This is a genomic window from Paenibacillus koleovorans NBRC 103111 (assembly GCF_004000845.1).
Taxonomy (GTDB): Bacteria; Bacillota; Bacilli; order Paenibacillales; family NBRC-103111; genus Paenibacillus_AA; species Paenibacillus_AA koleovorans.
The window spans coordinates 1-15,029 of record NZ_BIMA01000052.1; the positions used below are offsets into that span (position 1 = coordinate 1).

Sequence of the window (15,029 nt, forward strand, 5' to 3'; positions counted from 1 at the left end):
CGGTAGAAGGCTATGTAGGACAATTATTGGTCTGCTTACGCCTTCCCCTTGCTAATCCAAAAAACCCTGGCCGCATCGGCCAGGGTTTCCGTTTACCATTTCTCGCTCATGATCTCCGCGCGTTTCCGCTCATACTCCTCATCCGTGATGAGCCGATCCTGCCTCATCCGCCCGAGCCGGCGCAACCGCGACTCCACGTCCTCCCGAAAGGGCTCGCGCTCCGGCCGCTGATCCAGATCGACTTCCCACTGCGGCACTCCGCGAGCGCTGAAGAAATTGACTGCATGCATGATGGTAATGCCGATCGCCACGAGGAGCCATAACACACCGAACCAACCGAATGCCCGCATAGGCAATATCGTCGTAATCCCGATAATAACGAAAATACCACCAACGATCATCCCTAACAGGGAAGCACCCTTGCTCGGCTTCACGCGACCTCTGACAAACATTTGCATCCCTCCCTTTTCCTACTTACACCCTCTATACGGGACGCCCTAAGAAAGGTTGCACCTTCGAGCCGCCTGCACGCCTACAACCGAGCCAGCACCTCCATCAGCCGCGCCGGCAAAGGCTCCCGCAGCAGCAGCTCCACCGCCCGGCGGTCCGCCCCATTCTGCTGCACGTAAGCAAGCAGCTGCGCCAGCCGCCTTCGCTTCGCGCTCCACCAGCGCGTACGCGACGTACTGCGTCTCCGGGCTACCCGCCCAGATGCCTCCCCCCACCGCCGAGCCTGAACGGTCGGCATCCGGCACAAACCCCTTCGTAAGGAACGCGAAGCTGCCGATTAGCTCCACCGGCGGATCCTCCGCATGGATGGCCAGCCCTTACCGCTAACCCGTCCAACAACCCATTTTGGTGAGCACCTTGACATAAATATTCCTTTACGAGTATATTCGGAGTATGAACGCACTTACATTCAGCGCTCTAGCCGAGCCGAACCGTCTGTCTATTGTTGAACTTTTGCGCAAAGGCCCCCTTCAGGTGGGGGAAATCGCCGATCGACTGGAGCTTCACCAGCCTCAGGCCTCCAAGCATCTCAGGATACTTAGCGATGCCGGCCTAGTCGAAGTGCAGCCGGTCGCCAACCGCCGGATTTACAAGCTTCAGACCAAGCCGCTTCGCGAGCTGGACACATGGCTCGACGATTTCCGCCGTTTGTGGGAAGAGCGATTCGACCGTCTGGACGATTACTTGCTCGAACTGCAAGCCCAGGAGAAACCTCCGGGAAACACGGAATAACACAACGCGGCAGCTGTACGCCGGTAACCGGTACGGTCCAACCATCACAAGAGAAGGGAGGTCGTTCTTATAGACCTGCGTGGACGCACGCAAAAAGGACATCAGCATCATGCTGATGTCCTTCTTTTTGACGCTGTAACTCGTCTGGAATCACATTTATTGAAGCTTCGGCAGCAACTCGTCCAACTGCTGAAGCGTAATGCTGCAGCCTTCGATCATGCCTACCTTTACCGTCCACTGCAAAGCCTCTGCCGTCTGGAAAGCGAAGCGGAGCGCCAGCTTCGTCGTACTCGCATCCAGCTCGCTAAGCGTAATCGTACCCAGCTGTTCCGGAATATCTTCGGTTGGATTAGCGTCGGCATCGGCGAACAAAGCGGTGTAAACGATTTTCTCCGGCTCGACGATCTCCTGATAAATCGCACGAACCCAATGCTCCTCTCCTTCCGGCGAACGCATGCAATAATGCCACATCCCGCCCGTACGCAGATCGATCTTGCATACCGGTATCGTGTAGTCGCCCGGCGCCCACCAGCGGGACACATACTCCGGTTTGGTGAATGCGTCGAACACCAGCTTCCGAGGCGCTTTGAAAATTCGCTCAATCACGAAATCCTTCTCATTCACCTGATGCGTCATATTGCCGTTGGCACTAGTAGTCATCACAAATTCCTCCCTTTTATTCGGTTTGGTCTTGCTTACGAATCGAATATACCCCAACGGGAATATTCGTGTCAAGGCTCCCGACGAATAAATATTCCTTGACAAGAATATTCCGTCCGAGGTATATTCCACTCATAAATAGTGGACGTAAGGAGATACATGTATGAACAAACAAAAAGCAAAAACGATCGCTTACTGGGCAACGACGATCTTAGGTCCATTCAGCTTTGTCATTGGCGGAACGTTTTTCCTCCTCCACGGGGAGCAGCAAATTTCAGTCTTGGAGACGCTGAACTACCCGGAGTATATGCTGACGATTCTCGGGTTTTGGAAGCTGACCGGCGCCATCGTATCCGTCCTTCCCCGTCTGCCTCGGCTAAAAGAATGGGTCTACGCCGGCTTCTTCTTCGAGCTGTCAGGGGCCGCGATCTCGCACGCCTACTCGGGAGCCGACTTGTTCACCATCATCCAGCCGATCGTATTCCTCATTCTCGTGATGGCTTCTTGGGCGCTTCGTCCGGCCAGCCGCAAGCTGTAGCAGCAGCTTACAGCTTGCAGCATCGCAGCACAAACAGCATCCCCGCGCTTGTCGTCAAACCGAGGGATGCTGTCGTTGCCGTTTCATGCGGCTTTATTTAGTTTACCGTCACCGTCAACAGCAAAATATCGCTGAAAAAAGACTGAGGCACATACAGCTTCTCGCCGATAATCACTGGAGCCGTCCCAAGCTGCACCGGCGCCATTTTATTGCGGGAGTAGCTGTCCTTGCCTTCGTACACGGCCGTCCATTGCGCGCCCTTGCTAAGCTCCGCCGAGCGCGTCGCCTCGACCCAAGTAACCGTAAAGCCCAACTGCTCGCCAGCCAGCCGCAGCGGCACCAAGGCTACGCCGTCGGACGACTTCTGCAGCTGATCCGCGGCAAGCACGATTTCCAGCTTCGCCACCTCCGAGCCAGTCGGCAGCGCGACTCGGAACTCCGGTGTGCCGGACACCCCGGGGGCGATGGAATATTTCGGGAACACAAGCACCGCCTCGCCGCCTTGCACATAGAAGCTTTGCGTATCGGAGATGCCTTTGTAGCCCATGTCGCCTTTAAAATATTTATCCGGATTCGCCGCGATTTGCGCACTCACTTCCTTATCGAGAATCGCTTTATAGTCGGCCCCGAACAAGTCGCTCAGCTCGATTTTTTTCGCTTCAGCCGTGTTCGTGTAGTTATATGTGTCCACGCGCGGCATGCCGGTCCCCGGCGTCTGCAGGTAAGTCGTGACGGTAAAAGAGATCCGATCTTTGTCGGCCGCTCCGCCGTCAGCCTTCACATCCGCTTTGACGAACAGCTCGTATTGACGCACCGGGAAGTTGTTAGCCACCGCATGCTCCGCCGTCGTTTTCGCTTCCGCCTTCGACTTCTCTATATCCTCCGAAGCCAGACTCTCAATCGCCGCATTCAGCTCGGCTTGCTTCTTCGCATCCTTCATGCCCGACAGCACCGGAATCGTCACATTCAGCTTCAGCTCCGGCGTCTCGGACTTGATCTCTTTAGACCCGAACTTCACGGCAGCTGCAGCAGCGTTTGTTGCGGGAAGCGCTACACGGAACTCCGGCGTACCGGTCGACCCTGGCGCGATCGAATATTTCGGGAACACCAGCACCGCCTCATCACCTTGCACATAAAAGCTTTGCGTCTCGGCGATGCCCTTGAAGCCCATATCGCCTTTAAAATAAGGATCCGGATTGGCAGCAATTTGCGCATTCACTTCTTTATCGAGAATCGCCTTGTAGTCGGCGCCGAACAGCTCGCTCAACTGCACGGGTTTCGCTTCCGCCGCATCCAGCACGTTATATGTATCCACTCGCGGCATCCCTGTTCCAGGTGTAGCCAAGTAAGTTGTCACCGTAAAGGACAGCCTGTCTGCGTTGTCGACCCCGCCGATCGATTTTACATCGCCTTTGACGATCAGCTCATACTGCCGCAGCGGGAAATTGCCGGCAACCGCATGCTCCGCCGCTTCCTTCGCCTCTTTCTTCGCGTTATCCAGGTCCTCCATGGCGAGCCGCTCGATCGTGTCGTTCAGCTGCGCCTGGTAACGCTCGTCCTTCATGCCGGATACGACCGGGATTTCCATATTGATTTTCAGCTCCGGCGTCTCCGATTTCAATTCCTTCGCCGTCACTTGGATGCTGCTGAGCTTGGCCGAAATCGGCATTACCGCGCTGATCGGAACCGCCGTCACCGCACCATTCCCCGCCGCCACATCCGCAAAAGCCCATTGCGCGCCTGACAGCAGTACCATACCCGCAACACCCAGTGTCAACAGCTTGAACGATTTTTTCATTTCGTATCTCCTCCTCTAATCCTTCTCTCTTTATCATTTCTTGGAAAATATCTCATCCACGGTTCAATTGTAGCAAGCGCCCTGGGACATTTGGTTACAAAGGAGTTACAATGTTTTTCATTTCCAGCAAACGGTTCGTCGGCTCTTGTTATCGGGTATAATGGAGGGGACAAGACAAAATCCCACATGATCAGATCAGGAGGCTATGGCAGATGCTGAAGCGTACGGTAGGGAGACTAAGGCATAACAGCAGCGTGGTGATGTTCGGGGCGGCCAGTTTGGGCCATGTGACGCAGGAGGCAGCGGACGCATCGATTGCGCATGCTTTGGCGCATGGGGTGAATCACTTCGACACGGCGGCGAGCTACGGAGAGGCGGAGCTGCGGATGGGGCCTTGGATGCCTCGCATTCGCGAGGAGATCTTCCTGGCGACGAAGACAGGCGAGCGGGGAAGGGAGGCGGCGACAAGAGAGCTTCACCAGTCGCTTGAGCGGCTGCAGACCGGGTTCATCGATCTGATCCAGCTGCATGCGGTCGGCGACATGGCGAACTTGGACGCTTGTACCGCCCCGGACGGCGCTCTGGAGGCGCTGGTGGAAGCCAAGGAGGAGGGGCTCGTCGGCGGCATCGGCATTACCGGACACGGCCACGCGGCTCCGGCGGTCCACCTCGAGGCGCTGCGCCGCTTCCCGTTCGACACAGTGCTGCTGCCGCTGAACTACTACATGTACTCGCTGCCGGACTATCGCGAGGGAATCGACCAGCTGCTCGAGGAAGCCGAACGGCAAGGCGCCGCAGTCCGAGCGATCAAGGCGATCGCGAAGGGCCCCTGGGCGCCCGGCCAAACCCGGACGCACGCCACATGGTACGAGCCGTTCGAGCAGCAGCAGGTAATCGACGCTTGCGTCCACTTCGTGCTGTCGTTCCCGGGCATTGCCGGGTTCGCTACCGCAGGGGACGTGGGGCTGTTCCCGCGGATCGTCGACGCCGCCGAACGTTTCGGCTCGATGACGGACGAGGAGGCGCAGACGATATTGCGCGGCATCAGCGGCTACGGGAGCCCGTTCGATGCTCCTACTTCGATTGCTTGAATTTCAGAATACAGCCATAGCAGCGTTATGAAAAACACCTTATTTCGCCGAAACAGGCTCTCTGCGCCAAAATAACGATCTCGCAGTGGCTGTCGATTCATTGGGGACACACCGTTTTATTCTACTTCTGTACAGTCCTCCGTTAATCGACAGCCTCTCGCATCACCTTATTGCACGGCTTGCTCTCCGCTCCACGCACAGGCGTCCACGAAAGCGCCGAACAGCGCGGCGCTCAGCCGATCGCCCGCCTCCATCTTCTCCGGGTGCCACTGCACCCCGAGGACGAATCGATGCGTCGGCGACTCCACCGCCTCTACGATCCCGTCTGCCGTCCGGGCCGTGATGAGCAACCCCGGCGCCGCCTCCTTCACCGCCTGGTGATGAAAGCTGTTCACCCGCTCCCCTAGCCCGCCTGCGAGGGTGGCCAACCGGCTGCCGGCTTCAATCGCGATGTGATGCGTCGGATAGCTCGCGACGGCTTTCTGGCTGTGCTTGAGCGGCGAGGGCGAGCATTGCGAGTGAATGTCCTGGTACAGCGTTCCGCCCAGCGCGGCGTTCAGCACTTGAATGCCACGGCAAATGCCGAACACGGGCTTGTCGAGCCTGACGAACTCGCGGATCAGCGCCAGCTCGGCCGCATCCCGCTCCGGCGTAATGTTGCCGAGCCCCTGAATCGGCTCCTCGCCGAAGTGAATCGGATCAATATCGGCCCCTCCCGACAGCAGCAGCCCGTCGAGCACGGCAGCGAGCTGAGCCGCGTCCTCCGTAGTGCCGCCCGAATATGGCAGCATCAGGGGCACCCCGCCCGAGCGCGAGACCCACTCCGCGTAGTCTTGCTGCAGGACCGATTGTTTGTCCAAGCTGGAGGGGGTGATCCCGATCAGTGGTTTGGCCGAACCGGTAAGCTTCGCCATACGTCGCATCCTCTCTTCCGATTTCTGATACTTCATTATAGAAGGGGACGAGCCCGGCTTTCAATAGCTTCGACCATCGAACGCCAAAAAGGAGCCCGTCAGGCTCCTCGCAATGCGCTATATTCGTGGCAGATCCCATGCTTGATCAGCCCTTGAGCTTGCTCGCGATCGAAATCATCCGTTTCGCTTGATAGCGAATCGCGCCGAGCACCGGCTCATCGATTTCTCCGCTATCTTTGGCCAGGACGCTTGCACCGTAAGGGTTGCCCCCGCTCTGGAACAAAATCGGGTCCGTATACCCCGGAGCTACCACGATCGCGCCCCAGTGGTACATCGTCGTGTATAGGGACAAGATTGTCGCTTCCTGACCGCCATGAGCATTGCTTGCGGACGTCATCGCCGAAACGACTTTGTTCGCCAGCTTGCCTTGGAACCAGAGACCGCCGGTCGTGTCCAGAAACTGCTTCATCTGCGAAGCCATGTTGCCGAAGCGAGTCGGAACGCTGAACAAAATCGCATCCGCCCAGTCGAGGTCGTCGAGCTTCACGATCGGAACGTCCTTCGTCGCCTCCACATGCGCTTTCCATGCCGGGTTGGCCGCAATCGCCGCTTCCGGCGCCAGCTCCTGCACACGTGCCAGCCGTACTTCGGCTCCCGCTTCCTTGGCCCCTTCCGCAGCGGTCTGCGCCATTTTATAGTTCGTGCCGGTCGAGCTGTAATACACGATTGCCAAATTAACGCTGCTCATTGTGTAGCATCCTCCTCGGGAAGTTGGGAATTCAACCGCGTAAGTATTTCCCATCGAGGACGGGTTATGTATGGCATACTGCGGACACAGAGGACCTTGATTGGTATACGTCTGAGCCTATTCGCCGTGCTTTTCGCGAGCGGAGTCTCCCTTTCTCGCCTTCCACTACTCCCTAGTCCGGAAAATTCGGACTAGGGATCGCCTCGCCGCCCGAAGAAGCCCCGTAGTCCGAATTGGCCGAATTGGAGAGGCGTTTTCCAGAGGGGGTGTGCGAAAACGGCTTCGCAAGCGGGAAAAATCGGACTAGAGCATGTTTTCTCCTTCGCTCCTGCCACGCAGTCAGGAAAATCGGACTACAGACAACGATGCTGCGAGGCGGCACCATTGATGCTGATGATGAGGCAACTTCTCAGATCAAAAAAACCGCCCTGCTCCCAGGACGGATACGCTCCAACCTAAACACCCGCTGCCATCGGCGCGCGCTCTTCCACCGCTGCTGCCTGCGGCTTCTCGCCCAGCTGCCCCCGGCTCAGCTCGAACGGCAGGCAGAGCGGCACACCGGACCGCGGATCGCGCAAAATATCCGCCTCGATGCCGAATACGGTCCGCAGCACATCCTTCGTCACTACTTCCTCCGGGGTTCCTTCCGCCACCACTTCACCTTGCACGATCGCCACGACATGGTCCGCATACCGTGTCGCATGGTTCAAGTCGTGCACGACCATGACGATCGTCCGACCCTCATCCTCGTTCAGCTTCTGCAGCAGCTTCAGCACTTCGAGCTGGTGGGCCATATCGAGGAACGTGGTCGGCTCGTCGAGGAACAAGATGTCGGTTTGCTGGGCCAGCGCCATGGCGATCCAGGCCCGTTGCCGCTGTCCGCCGGATAGCTGGTCCACGGGACGGTCGGCGAACTCGTCCAGGCCGGTCACCCCGATCGCCCAACCAACCGTATCTTTGTCTTCCTTCGTAAGCGAGCCAAAACCCCGTTGGTGCGGAAATCGACCGTAAGACACGAGTTCACTGACAGTCAGCCCCTCCGGCGCGATCGGATTTTGCGGCAGGATTGCCAGTTGCTTGGCTACATCCTTGGTCGTCTGCTGGTGGATCGACTTGCCGTCCAGGTAGACGCCGCCCTTCTTGGGCTTCATGATGCGGGCCATTGTCTTCAGGATAGTGGATTTGCCGGAGCCGTTGGCGCCGACGAGCGCCGTAATTTTGCCGCTAGGAATCGCGAGCGTCAAGTTCTGCACGATTACGCGCTGCTCATAGGCAATATCAAGCTCTCGGGTGTACAAACGGTCGTTCATTCGGTTTCTTCCTTCCCATGGGGTTCATCTATAGTTTCTGCAAAGAGGATACTTCATATTGCGGGTAAGCTTTCGGGATTGCAATTTCACAGCCGTAAATGTGAACCTCGTGCGACTGCCGGACTGTAGCCTCATAAACTTCCGCAACCGGGCTCTTCCCCGCCGCAGCCTCCACTTCGAGACGGACTCGGAACGACCCGTCCGCTTCCACCCGAGTCGTCCCCGACCTCGGCCGTTCCAGCCAGCCCCAGCCGTGTGCCGCCAGCAGCTCCCGGTCGACAAGCTGCTCCTGCGGCCCCAGGCCGCCCCAGCCTCGCAGATGAGGCGCAACTGCCGACGCGTCGCCTTCCCGCTTCACGATCGAGCGGACCGCCTCCGGGGTCAAACGCCCCCAGTATCGGCCGGCCGGGAACTCGATCGCCGTCGCAGCCATCCGGTGACCGCCGATATGGCTGACGCGCCATACGCGGAGCGTGCCTTCCGAACCCGTGGCATGTTGAACATACATATCGCGGAACGCTTGGTAGCCAAGCTTGCCGCAGCAGGCGTCGTGGCTGCCGTGCGTGCAGACGAACCATTCCGTCAAGCCCGCCCCCTCACGATCCATGCGAAATGCATCGAAGGCGTCCAGAGAGTCTGGCCCCAGATAAGCGGCGATTACCAGACCTGCCTGCTCCGTTGGCACCGAGTATGCGAGTCGCTCGTAGCTGGAGAAGGGGGCAGCGGGCTTCTTATAAAATATAAGCCGGGTCCGTCCTGCCGACGGCGGGTCGAAATCGGATGCAAAGGCCAGCAGCCGATATTTCACGTCCGACGGTACCTGAGCCTTCAACCAGGCAGCCAATCCCGCCGGAAAATGCTTCGAAGCTGCAGCGTCATGCTCCCAGGGAAGCGGCACCTCGACCAGCACATAGCGCTCATGCGATGAAGCCGTCCCGCCGAGATCTTCCCGGAGGGACGAAGAAACCGCCGCGCAAGCTTGCTGGGACGATGGAGGATCAATCAGCACTGAAATCCACCTCTTCTCGCTAATGTTGCTCTTAGTATAGCTGCAATCGGCTAATGTCCGCATCCATGAATTATCGCGATAATGAGAATCATTATCACGATAACAATATAGTACTATGATAATTTTTTCCCCGCCCTTTGTCAACCACGCAGAAGAAGGCCCTCCGAAGAGAGCCTTCCTTAAATTGCCCGAATTACAGCGTGATTTCAACCGAGTGCGTGGCCGCACTGACGCTGTTGATCGTCAGCAGCTTCGTCGTGCTGTTGTATGAATACTGGCCGCCGCTCAATGTAACGCCGTCGAGCTTAACTGCACTGACCGAAGGCGCGTATACTTGCGGCGAACCCGCGGTAGTGAGCGTGATCGTACCGGTCCAGGCGGTAGCCGAAGTCTTGCCGATCGCGATGCCGCCTCCGGCGGTCATACTCGCCAGCACTTGCGTGCCGTCGGTGAGCGTATTGCCGCTGATCGACGAGTTGACGGCCGCATAGCGCTCGTACCCGCCGCCCGTCAGCTTGCGGGCCATACATTGCGTAGCCGAGCAGCCGATCGTCAGGTTGCTCGCCGTTGTGACCGCAGCGTTCGTCGGGTTGACGAACACTTGGTCCGAAGCGCCGGTCAGCGTGATGACGAGACCGGTAGCCAAACCGTTCGTCGCCGTGCTGACCGTGTAAGGCGCTGCCTTGGCGATCGTCGTTCCGGCAGCCGTAAGCCGCACATAGTCGAGCGGGATGCTGTACCCGGTGCTGGAGCCGTTTTTGCCGGTCGCGGTCAGCTTGAGCGTATGCGTGCCGGCCGTCAGGCCGCGGTTCAAGTAGCTGCGCTCATCGGTGTCGACATAGCTGTCGTACAGATCGATGCCGGTCTGCAGCTGCACGCCGTCCAGCTCGACCTTGATCGTGCCGCCGCCCGCTACCTTAATAAAGCCGAGGCGCAAGTCATAGTTGCCATTCGAAGGAACGTTGATGTTGTATGTGATATAGTCGTTCACAGCTGTCGCCGCATAAGTGACGCCGCGATAGAACTTGGTCATGCCCGGGATGACCGGATCGCCCGAAGTGGCTGCTGCCGGCAGCAGCGTCTCGGCTTCGATGATGCCGGTGCGGTCGACCTTCGGACGGATCAGCGTCACGAACGATTCCGACGTAACGGTCGATGAAGGTTTGATGCTGCCCCATGTCCCGTACATTTCCGCGCCGCTATACTGCGTGTACGTGCGGGTAGCGCTGCTCGGACGCAGCAACTGAACGGCTGCCGACGCTCTCGCTTTCTCGATGACGAACGAGGAAGGCAGTGCCGAGCCTACGGTCAGCGGAGTGCCGCCTGATGTGAACACGCCGCCCTTGTCGGTGTGGAACAGCATCTCCGGCGTGCCCGCCGAAGCAAGCGCCACGTTGTCGACGATCAGGTTGTAGTCCGGCTTGACGGAGATGATCCGCCGTTTCCATTGGCTCACGTTCGGCGTTGTCGTGTAGGAGGCGGTGGCGTCGCCGATCCCGAGATCAAATACCGGCGAGGTGAAGAAGCCTATCGTACCTCCGCCAGACTTGTTCGATTGGCCGGTGCCGTTCACGAGCATCGTGTTGTGCCCGATCGAGCCGGTCGTCATCGCGGTAGTCGCCGCGCTGGCGTTGTTGAAGTACCCTGGATCGGTCAGCAGCCATTCGCCGCCGGCATTCAGGATGAAGCTATTGTCGTCCTGCTGGTTGTGGCCATAGTTCGAGTCGTCGGAGTAGAAGGCGAGCATCGTATCGTTGTCGGTCCAGCCCGTGCGGAACGATTGGTAGCCGATATCCGTGTAGCTCACAGAGAGCGGCATGCCCGCTGCAGTCGGCGTCGTCAAGGCGCCGGAGTCGTTCAGGTATACGAAGCGGCCCCAGTTCGCGGAGTCGGACAGCTGCTCCTTGACATAGTAGCCGGCAATCCCGTCCCCAGCGTTGGCGAGAATGAGCGCCGGGAGCGCAATGTTGCCCGCCGTGTCGGAATCGCTGAAGTTCGCGTTGCCGGTTCCTTGCGGTCCATTGAAATGAACGAGCCATTTTGCCAATCGACCCCCGATGAACGGATGTTCGAACGCGTCGTCTACACCGGTCACCCGTCGAACGAAATCATCGGCCGCGAAAATCGAGTTCAAGCCTACGCCCGTATAAAGGAAGCCTTCGCTCTTGCCCGAGCCGTTGAGCGTATTGAGGTAAGTGAGATGAATATTGTACGCCTGGCCCAAATAGCTGTCATAGGAATCACGCTCGCCGAGCCCGACGACGGCAGCCGTGGCGGTAGCGCCGGACACCGCATAGTAAATATTTTGATCGACGTAGGTCTCCAGATCTTTTTTCATCAACCGAATGCCCTTCTCATACATCGCCGTGAGCAGCTTCTCGCGCTCGGTCGGGGTGAGGAGGTCATACACCATATCATAAACCGCCGCTACGCCCCGCACGATATAGTTCGAGTCGAGACAGGAGAAGCCGCTGCCGCCGCCGAGACATGGGTATGCCGGATCGCTCCAAACATCCCAGTCGGCCAATGCCAAAGCATAATCGCGTGCTTTCTCTCCGTAAGCGTTGTCCTGTGTAACCACATAAGCGAGCGCCAGCGTCTCCATCCGTCCCTGAAGCTGGGAGCCGACGGCCGTCCAGAACGGATAGTGGCCCGACGTGTAGCCCGGCGGATTCTGATGCGGCTTCGGCTGCACCGGAGGCAGCGGATAGGTGACGGATACGCCGCCGGCATAGCTCACCGTATAGGACGACTCGGCCATATAGATGTCCGCTTGATCCTCCACCTTGCTCCAGATCGAGGCATAGGATTCCCCGTATTTATTCGGAGCGGTGTCCAGCGCCTTCGCTCTCAGCCCCGGCACGTCAGCCGCCGTAAAATACAGCCGCGGGTGGCCGGTCACGACCGGTGTGAAGGCGGGCGATGGCGCCGCATATTTCTGACGGACCGAGAAATCGTCGAAATACGACGTTGCCGTGCTCGCGGCCGGCGTGTACGCCATGACCATGAGATAGTCGGTGCCCGCCGGAGCCGTGCCGGAAACGGTAAGCTTCTCCCAAGTGCCGGTTGTGGTGCTGCCGATAAACTGAACGCCTACTCTAGTATCAGAAGCGTGGCCGACGGTGCTCTGGAAAAACTCCAGGTACAGTTGCCCCGCACCGGACGTATTCCGCACCCAAGCGGTCGCTTCATAAGTCTTGCCGGCGGAAGCGGGCAGCTTGATCGTCTTCATCCCGTAGGCGGCGGACGTGCTGCTGTCGACGATTTTCAAGCTCTTCGCGCCGCTGTGGGCGTAGTCCGTGCTCGCTGAATAAGTGCCCGCTGAATAAGTCGTCCAGTCGAGCGGCATATTCGCGCCGTCCGCATTCTCGATGCCGGCGTTGGCGATTTGCCCGACTTCGTCGATGCGGCGCATCGAGACGGCGTCGAAATAGACGACGCCTACGTTCGTCTTGGACGTATACATCATGATGCTGACCGTCGACGTACCTGCCGGCGCGACTCCACTCACCTTCACGTATTCCCAATCTCCAGTCGTCTTAGTAGTGGCGAACTGAACGCCGATACGCGTATTCGAGCTGTCCCAGAACTCAAGGTAGAGCTGGCCGGTTCCCGATTCCGCATAGACGGAAGCATACGCCTCGTATGTGGAGAACGAGTGGGCGCTTACTCTGTCGCTGACCATTCCGTAGGCGCCGTTATTGGAGGCGTCGTTGATCTTGAGGCTCTTCGTGCCGTCGATGCTGCGGGTCGTCGAGATCGATTGCTGCGTTCCCCACGTCCCCCCGAAGACGCTCCAGTTCGAAGGAGGAGAACCTGTCTCGAAGCCGTTGTTCGCGATGGTCACTTTGGCGGCATCACCTGCCGACGCCTCTTGCGGCGACACGGCCAGGGGCACGATGACGGCTGCGGCGAGAAGGGCGGTCATCGCGATTTTTTTATACATGTTTTTTACCGGTTTTAACAGCAGCACAAAAAAAACCTCCGATCATATGGATGATTGCAGGCCTGACTGGATGCTTCGGACCGAATTCCCCGTCCGGGAAAGTTTATGAGCTCCCCCCTTTTCCATTTGTTTGTGGGTCTTTCCTTTTTCTTGCTCCATTATTATATCACAAGCCCTTTGCAGCCGATGAGCCAAAATGGAGGGCGGACAAGGCCAGAAAAATAACGTTCCGCTTATGAATTTTCTCAGACGGGAGTCATGCAAGATCTCTTTTCCCCCCGATAGTCCCGTGCTAGAGTAAGAGAAGAACAATCCATTTGGATAAAAGGCAGGGTGGATGGATGACAAGACCGAATATCATATGCATTCTGATCGACGACATGGGTTGGAAAGACTTGGGCTGCTATGGCAGCTCCTTCTACGAAACGCCGAACCTGGACCGGCTCGCGGCGGAAGGGATGCGCTTCACCGACGCCTATGCCGCCTGCCCCGTCTGCTCCCCGACACGGGCCAGCCTCATGACCGGCCAGTATCCTGCCGTCGTCGGCATCACCAACTTTATCGGGACCAACCGTGCTCACCCCAGCAAAGGCAAATTGATCGACGTGCCGTACTTGAAGCAATTGCCGCTTGAGAAACGAACGATCGCCACCTCCTTGCGCGAGGAAGGCTATCAGACGTGGCATGTCGGGAAATGGCATTTGGGCGAGGAAGCCTACTACCCGGATCGGCACGGCTTCGACCTCAACATCGGAGGCTGCGGCTGGGGCTTGCCGATGAAGGGCTATTTCAGCCCCTACGGACTCACGACGCTGGAGGATGGACCGGAGGGGGAATATTTGACGGACCGCCTGACGGATGAGGCGATTCGGCTTCTGCAGGAACGAGACGCCGATCGGCCGTTTTTCCTGAACTTGTGGCACTATGCCGTGCATACGCCGATCCAGGCGAAGCCGGACGATGTGGAACGGTTCCAACAGAAAGCGACCGTACTGGGGCTGGACCAAATCAATCCATTCGAGGAAGGCGAGCTATTCCCGACAGAGCACAAGCGGCATCTGCGGGTTACCCGCCGTCGGGTGCAATCGGACCCGGCTTATGCCGCAATGGTCTATAATCTCGACTGGAACGTCGGCCGGCTGCTGGACGCACTCGAGCGGTCCGGCGCATCCGACAACACGCTAGTCGTATTCACGTCGGACAACGGCGGCTTGTCGACCTCTGAAGGATCCCCAACCTCGAATGCGCCGCTTCACGAAGGGAAAGGGTGGATGTACGAGGGCGGGACGCGGGAACCGCTACTGGTGCGCTGGCCCGACGTCGTACCGGCTGGCGTGGAGTGTTCCGTGCCGATTACGACTCCGGATTGGTACCCTACTTTTCTCGAGGCGGCCGGGATCGATCCCGCCGATTCCGGGACCAGGCTCGACGGCGTAAGCCTGCTCTCTCTATTGCGCCAGCCTGACGCCGCTTTGCAGCGTGACGCGATTTTTTGGCATTATCCTCACTACGGCAATCAAGGCGGGACGCCCGGCTCCTCCGTCCGGATGGGCGGCTACAAGCTGATTGAGTTTTTCGAGGACGGGCGGTTAGAGCTGTACAACTTGGCCGAGGATCTGGAGGAGCGGCACAATCTCGCGGCTGCGATGCCGGAAGTGGCCGCCCGCATGCAGCGAAGGCTCGCCCAGTGGCGAGCCTCGGTGGAAGCTTTGATCCCGGAGCCAAATCCGGATTGGCCGAGCAGCTGTAGTTGAGTCAACTGCCTGTTTAACG

At 58.5% G+C, this 15,029-nt stretch carries 13 protein-coding genes; 4 read left to right on the forward strand and 9 right to left on the reverse strand.

The features are described from left to right. Positions 1-92: 92 nt before the first annotated feature. Both PKO02S_RS17710 and PKO02S_RS17715 read right to left on the reverse strand, forming a co-directional pair. Positions 93-452, reverse strand: coding sequence for an SHOCT domain-containing protein (locus PKO02S_RS17710; protein WP_127585174.1), 360 nt, complete (start codon positions 450-452; stop codon positions 93-95). A gap of 80 nt (positions 453-532) precedes the next feature. Further along, a complete protein-coding gene (locus tag PKO02S_RS17715) occupies positions 533-748 on the reverse strand; it encodes a hypothetical protein (protein ID WP_127585175.1) in 216 nt (71 codons plus the stop codon). Between the two features lie 155 nt (positions 749-903). Between PKO02S_RS17715 and PKO02S_RS17720 the strand changes: the two genes are divergently transcribed. Continuing rightward, positions 904-1,242, forward strand: a complete 339-nt coding sequence (locus PKO02S_RS17720) for an ArsR/SmtB family transcription factor (protein ID WP_127585176.1) — start codon at positions 904-906, stop codon at positions 1,240-1,242. Positions 1,243-1,398: 156 nt separating this feature from the next. Here PKO02S_RS17720 and PKO02S_RS17725 read toward each other — a convergent pair whose 3' ends face one another. Beyond that, positions 1,399-1,902: an SRPBCC domain-containing protein gene (locus PKO02S_RS17725; RefSeq protein ID WP_127585177.1), complete on the reverse strand. Its 504-nt coding sequence runs from the start codon at positions 1,900-1,902 to the stop codon at positions 1,399-1,401. Positions 1,903-2,065: 163 nt separating this feature from the next. On the opposite strand from PKO02S_RS17725, the gene PKO02S_RS17730 reads away from it, so the two are divergent. Further along, positions 2,066-2,440 (forward strand): DoxX family protein, encoded by a 375-nt coding sequence (locus PKO02S_RS17730; RefSeq protein ID WP_127585178.1) that lies wholly within the window; start codon positions 2,066-2,068, stop codon positions 2,438-2,440. A 97-nt stretch (positions 2,441-2,537) separates the two neighbouring features. Here PKO02S_RS17730 and PKO02S_RS17735 read toward each other — a convergent pair whose 3' ends face one another. Beyond that, the gene (locus PKO02S_RS17735) at positions 2,538-4,238 is read right to left on the reverse strand and encodes a DUF3298 domain-containing protein (RefSeq protein WP_127585179.1); all 1,701 of its coding nucleotides are present in this window, start codon (positions 4,236-4,238) and stop codon (positions 2,538-2,540) included. Between the two features lie 212 nt (positions 4,239-4,450). On the opposite strand from PKO02S_RS17735, the gene PKO02S_RS17740 reads away from it, so the two are divergent. Next, a complete protein-coding gene (locus PKO02S_RS17740; RefSeq protein WP_127585180.1) occupies positions 4,451-5,329 on the forward strand; it encodes an aldo/keto reductase in 879 nt (292 codons plus the stop codon). Between the two features lie 167 nt (positions 5,330-5,496). Here PKO02S_RS17740 and PKO02S_RS17745 read toward each other — a convergent pair whose 3' ends face one another. From PKO02S_RS17745 to PKO02S_RS17765, 5 genes are all read right to left on the reverse strand, one after another. Then, a complete protein-coding gene (locus PKO02S_RS17745) occupies positions 5,497-6,243 on the reverse strand; it encodes a gamma-glutamyl-gamma-aminobutyrate hydrolase family protein (protein ID WP_127585181.1) in 747 nt (248 codons plus the stop codon). 145 nt (positions 6,244-6,388) lie between these two features. Next, the gene (gene wrbA, locus PKO02S_RS17750; RefSeq protein ID WP_127585182.1) at positions 6,389-6,991 is read right to left on the reverse strand and encodes an NAD(P)H:quinone oxidoreductase; all 603 of its coding nucleotides are present in this window, start codon (positions 6,989-6,991) and stop codon (positions 6,389-6,391) included. A gap of 455 nt (positions 6,992-7,446) precedes the next feature. Then, a complete protein-coding gene (locus tag PKO02S_RS17755) occupies positions 7,447-8,301 on the reverse strand; it encodes an ABC transporter ATP-binding protein (RefSeq protein ID WP_127585183.1) in 855 nt (284 codons plus the stop codon). A 28-nt stretch (positions 8,302-8,329) separates the two neighbouring features. After that, positions 8,330-9,310, reverse strand: a complete 981-nt coding sequence (locus PKO02S_RS17760) for a ferredoxin family protein (RefSeq protein ID WP_164821524.1) — start codon at positions 9,308-9,310, stop codon at positions 8,330-8,332. A gap of 193 nt (positions 9,311-9,503) precedes the next feature. Beyond that, positions 9,504-13,283 (reverse strand): heparinase II/III domain-containing protein, encoded by a 3,780-nt coding sequence (locus PKO02S_RS17765; protein WP_127585185.1) that lies wholly within the window; start codon positions 13,281-13,283, stop codon positions 9,504-9,506. Between the two features lie 314 nt (positions 13,284-13,597). Here PKO02S_RS17765 and PKO02S_RS17770 point away from each other — a divergent pair, with 314 nt between their 5' ends. Beyond that, a complete protein-coding gene (locus PKO02S_RS17770; protein ID WP_127585186.1) occupies positions 13,598-15,010 on the forward strand; it encodes a sulfatase in 1,413 nt (470 codons plus the stop codon). The last annotated feature ends 19 nt before the right edge of the window (positions 15,011-15,029 follow it).

What these genes read in the sequence shown, in the direction of transcription:
- PKO02S_RS17710 (WP_127585174.1), bottom strand. Translation starts at nt 452, where the DNA reads ATGTTTGTCAGAGGTCGCGTGAAGCCGAGCAAGGGTGCTTCCCTGTTA.
- PKO02S_RS17715 (WP_127585175.1), bottom strand. Translation starts at nt 748, where the DNA reads ATGCCGACCGTTCAGGCTCGGCGGTGGGGGGAGGCATCTGGGCGGGTA.
- PKO02S_RS17720 (WP_127585176.1), top strand. Translation starts at nt 904, where the DNA reads ATGAACGCACTTACATTCAGCGCTCTAGCCGAGCCGAACCGTCTGTCT.
- PKO02S_RS17725 (WP_127585177.1), bottom strand. Translation starts at nt 1,902, where the DNA reads ATGACTACTAGTGCCAACGGCAATATGACGCATCAGGTGAATGAGAAG.
- PKO02S_RS17730 (WP_127585178.1), top strand. Translation starts at nt 2,066, where the DNA reads ATGAACAAACAAAAAGCAAAAACGATCGCTTACTGGGCAACGACGATC.
- PKO02S_RS17735 (WP_127585179.1), bottom strand. Translation starts at nt 4,238, where the DNA reads ATGAAAAAATCGTTCAAGCTGTTGACACTGGGTGTTGCGGGTATGGTA.
- PKO02S_RS17740 (WP_127585180.1), top strand. Translation starts at nt 4,451, where the DNA reads ATGCTGAAGCGTACGGTAGGGAGACTAAGGCATAACAGCAGCGTGGTG.
- PKO02S_RS17745 (WP_127585181.1), bottom strand. Translation starts at nt 6,243, where the DNA reads ATGGCGAAGCTTACCGGTTCGGCCAAACCACTGATCGGGATCACCCCC.
- wrbA (WP_127585182.1), bottom strand. Translation starts at nt 6,991, where the DNA reads ATGAGCAGCGTTAATTTGGCAATCGTGTATTACAGCTCGACCGGCACG.
- PKO02S_RS17755 (WP_127585183.1), bottom strand. Translation starts at nt 8,301, where the DNA reads ATGAACGACCGTTTGTACACCCGAGAGCTTGATATTGCCTATGAGCAG.
- PKO02S_RS17770 (WP_127585186.1), top strand. Translation starts at nt 13,598, where the DNA reads ATGACAAGACCGAATATCATATGCATTCTGATCGACGACATGGGTTGG.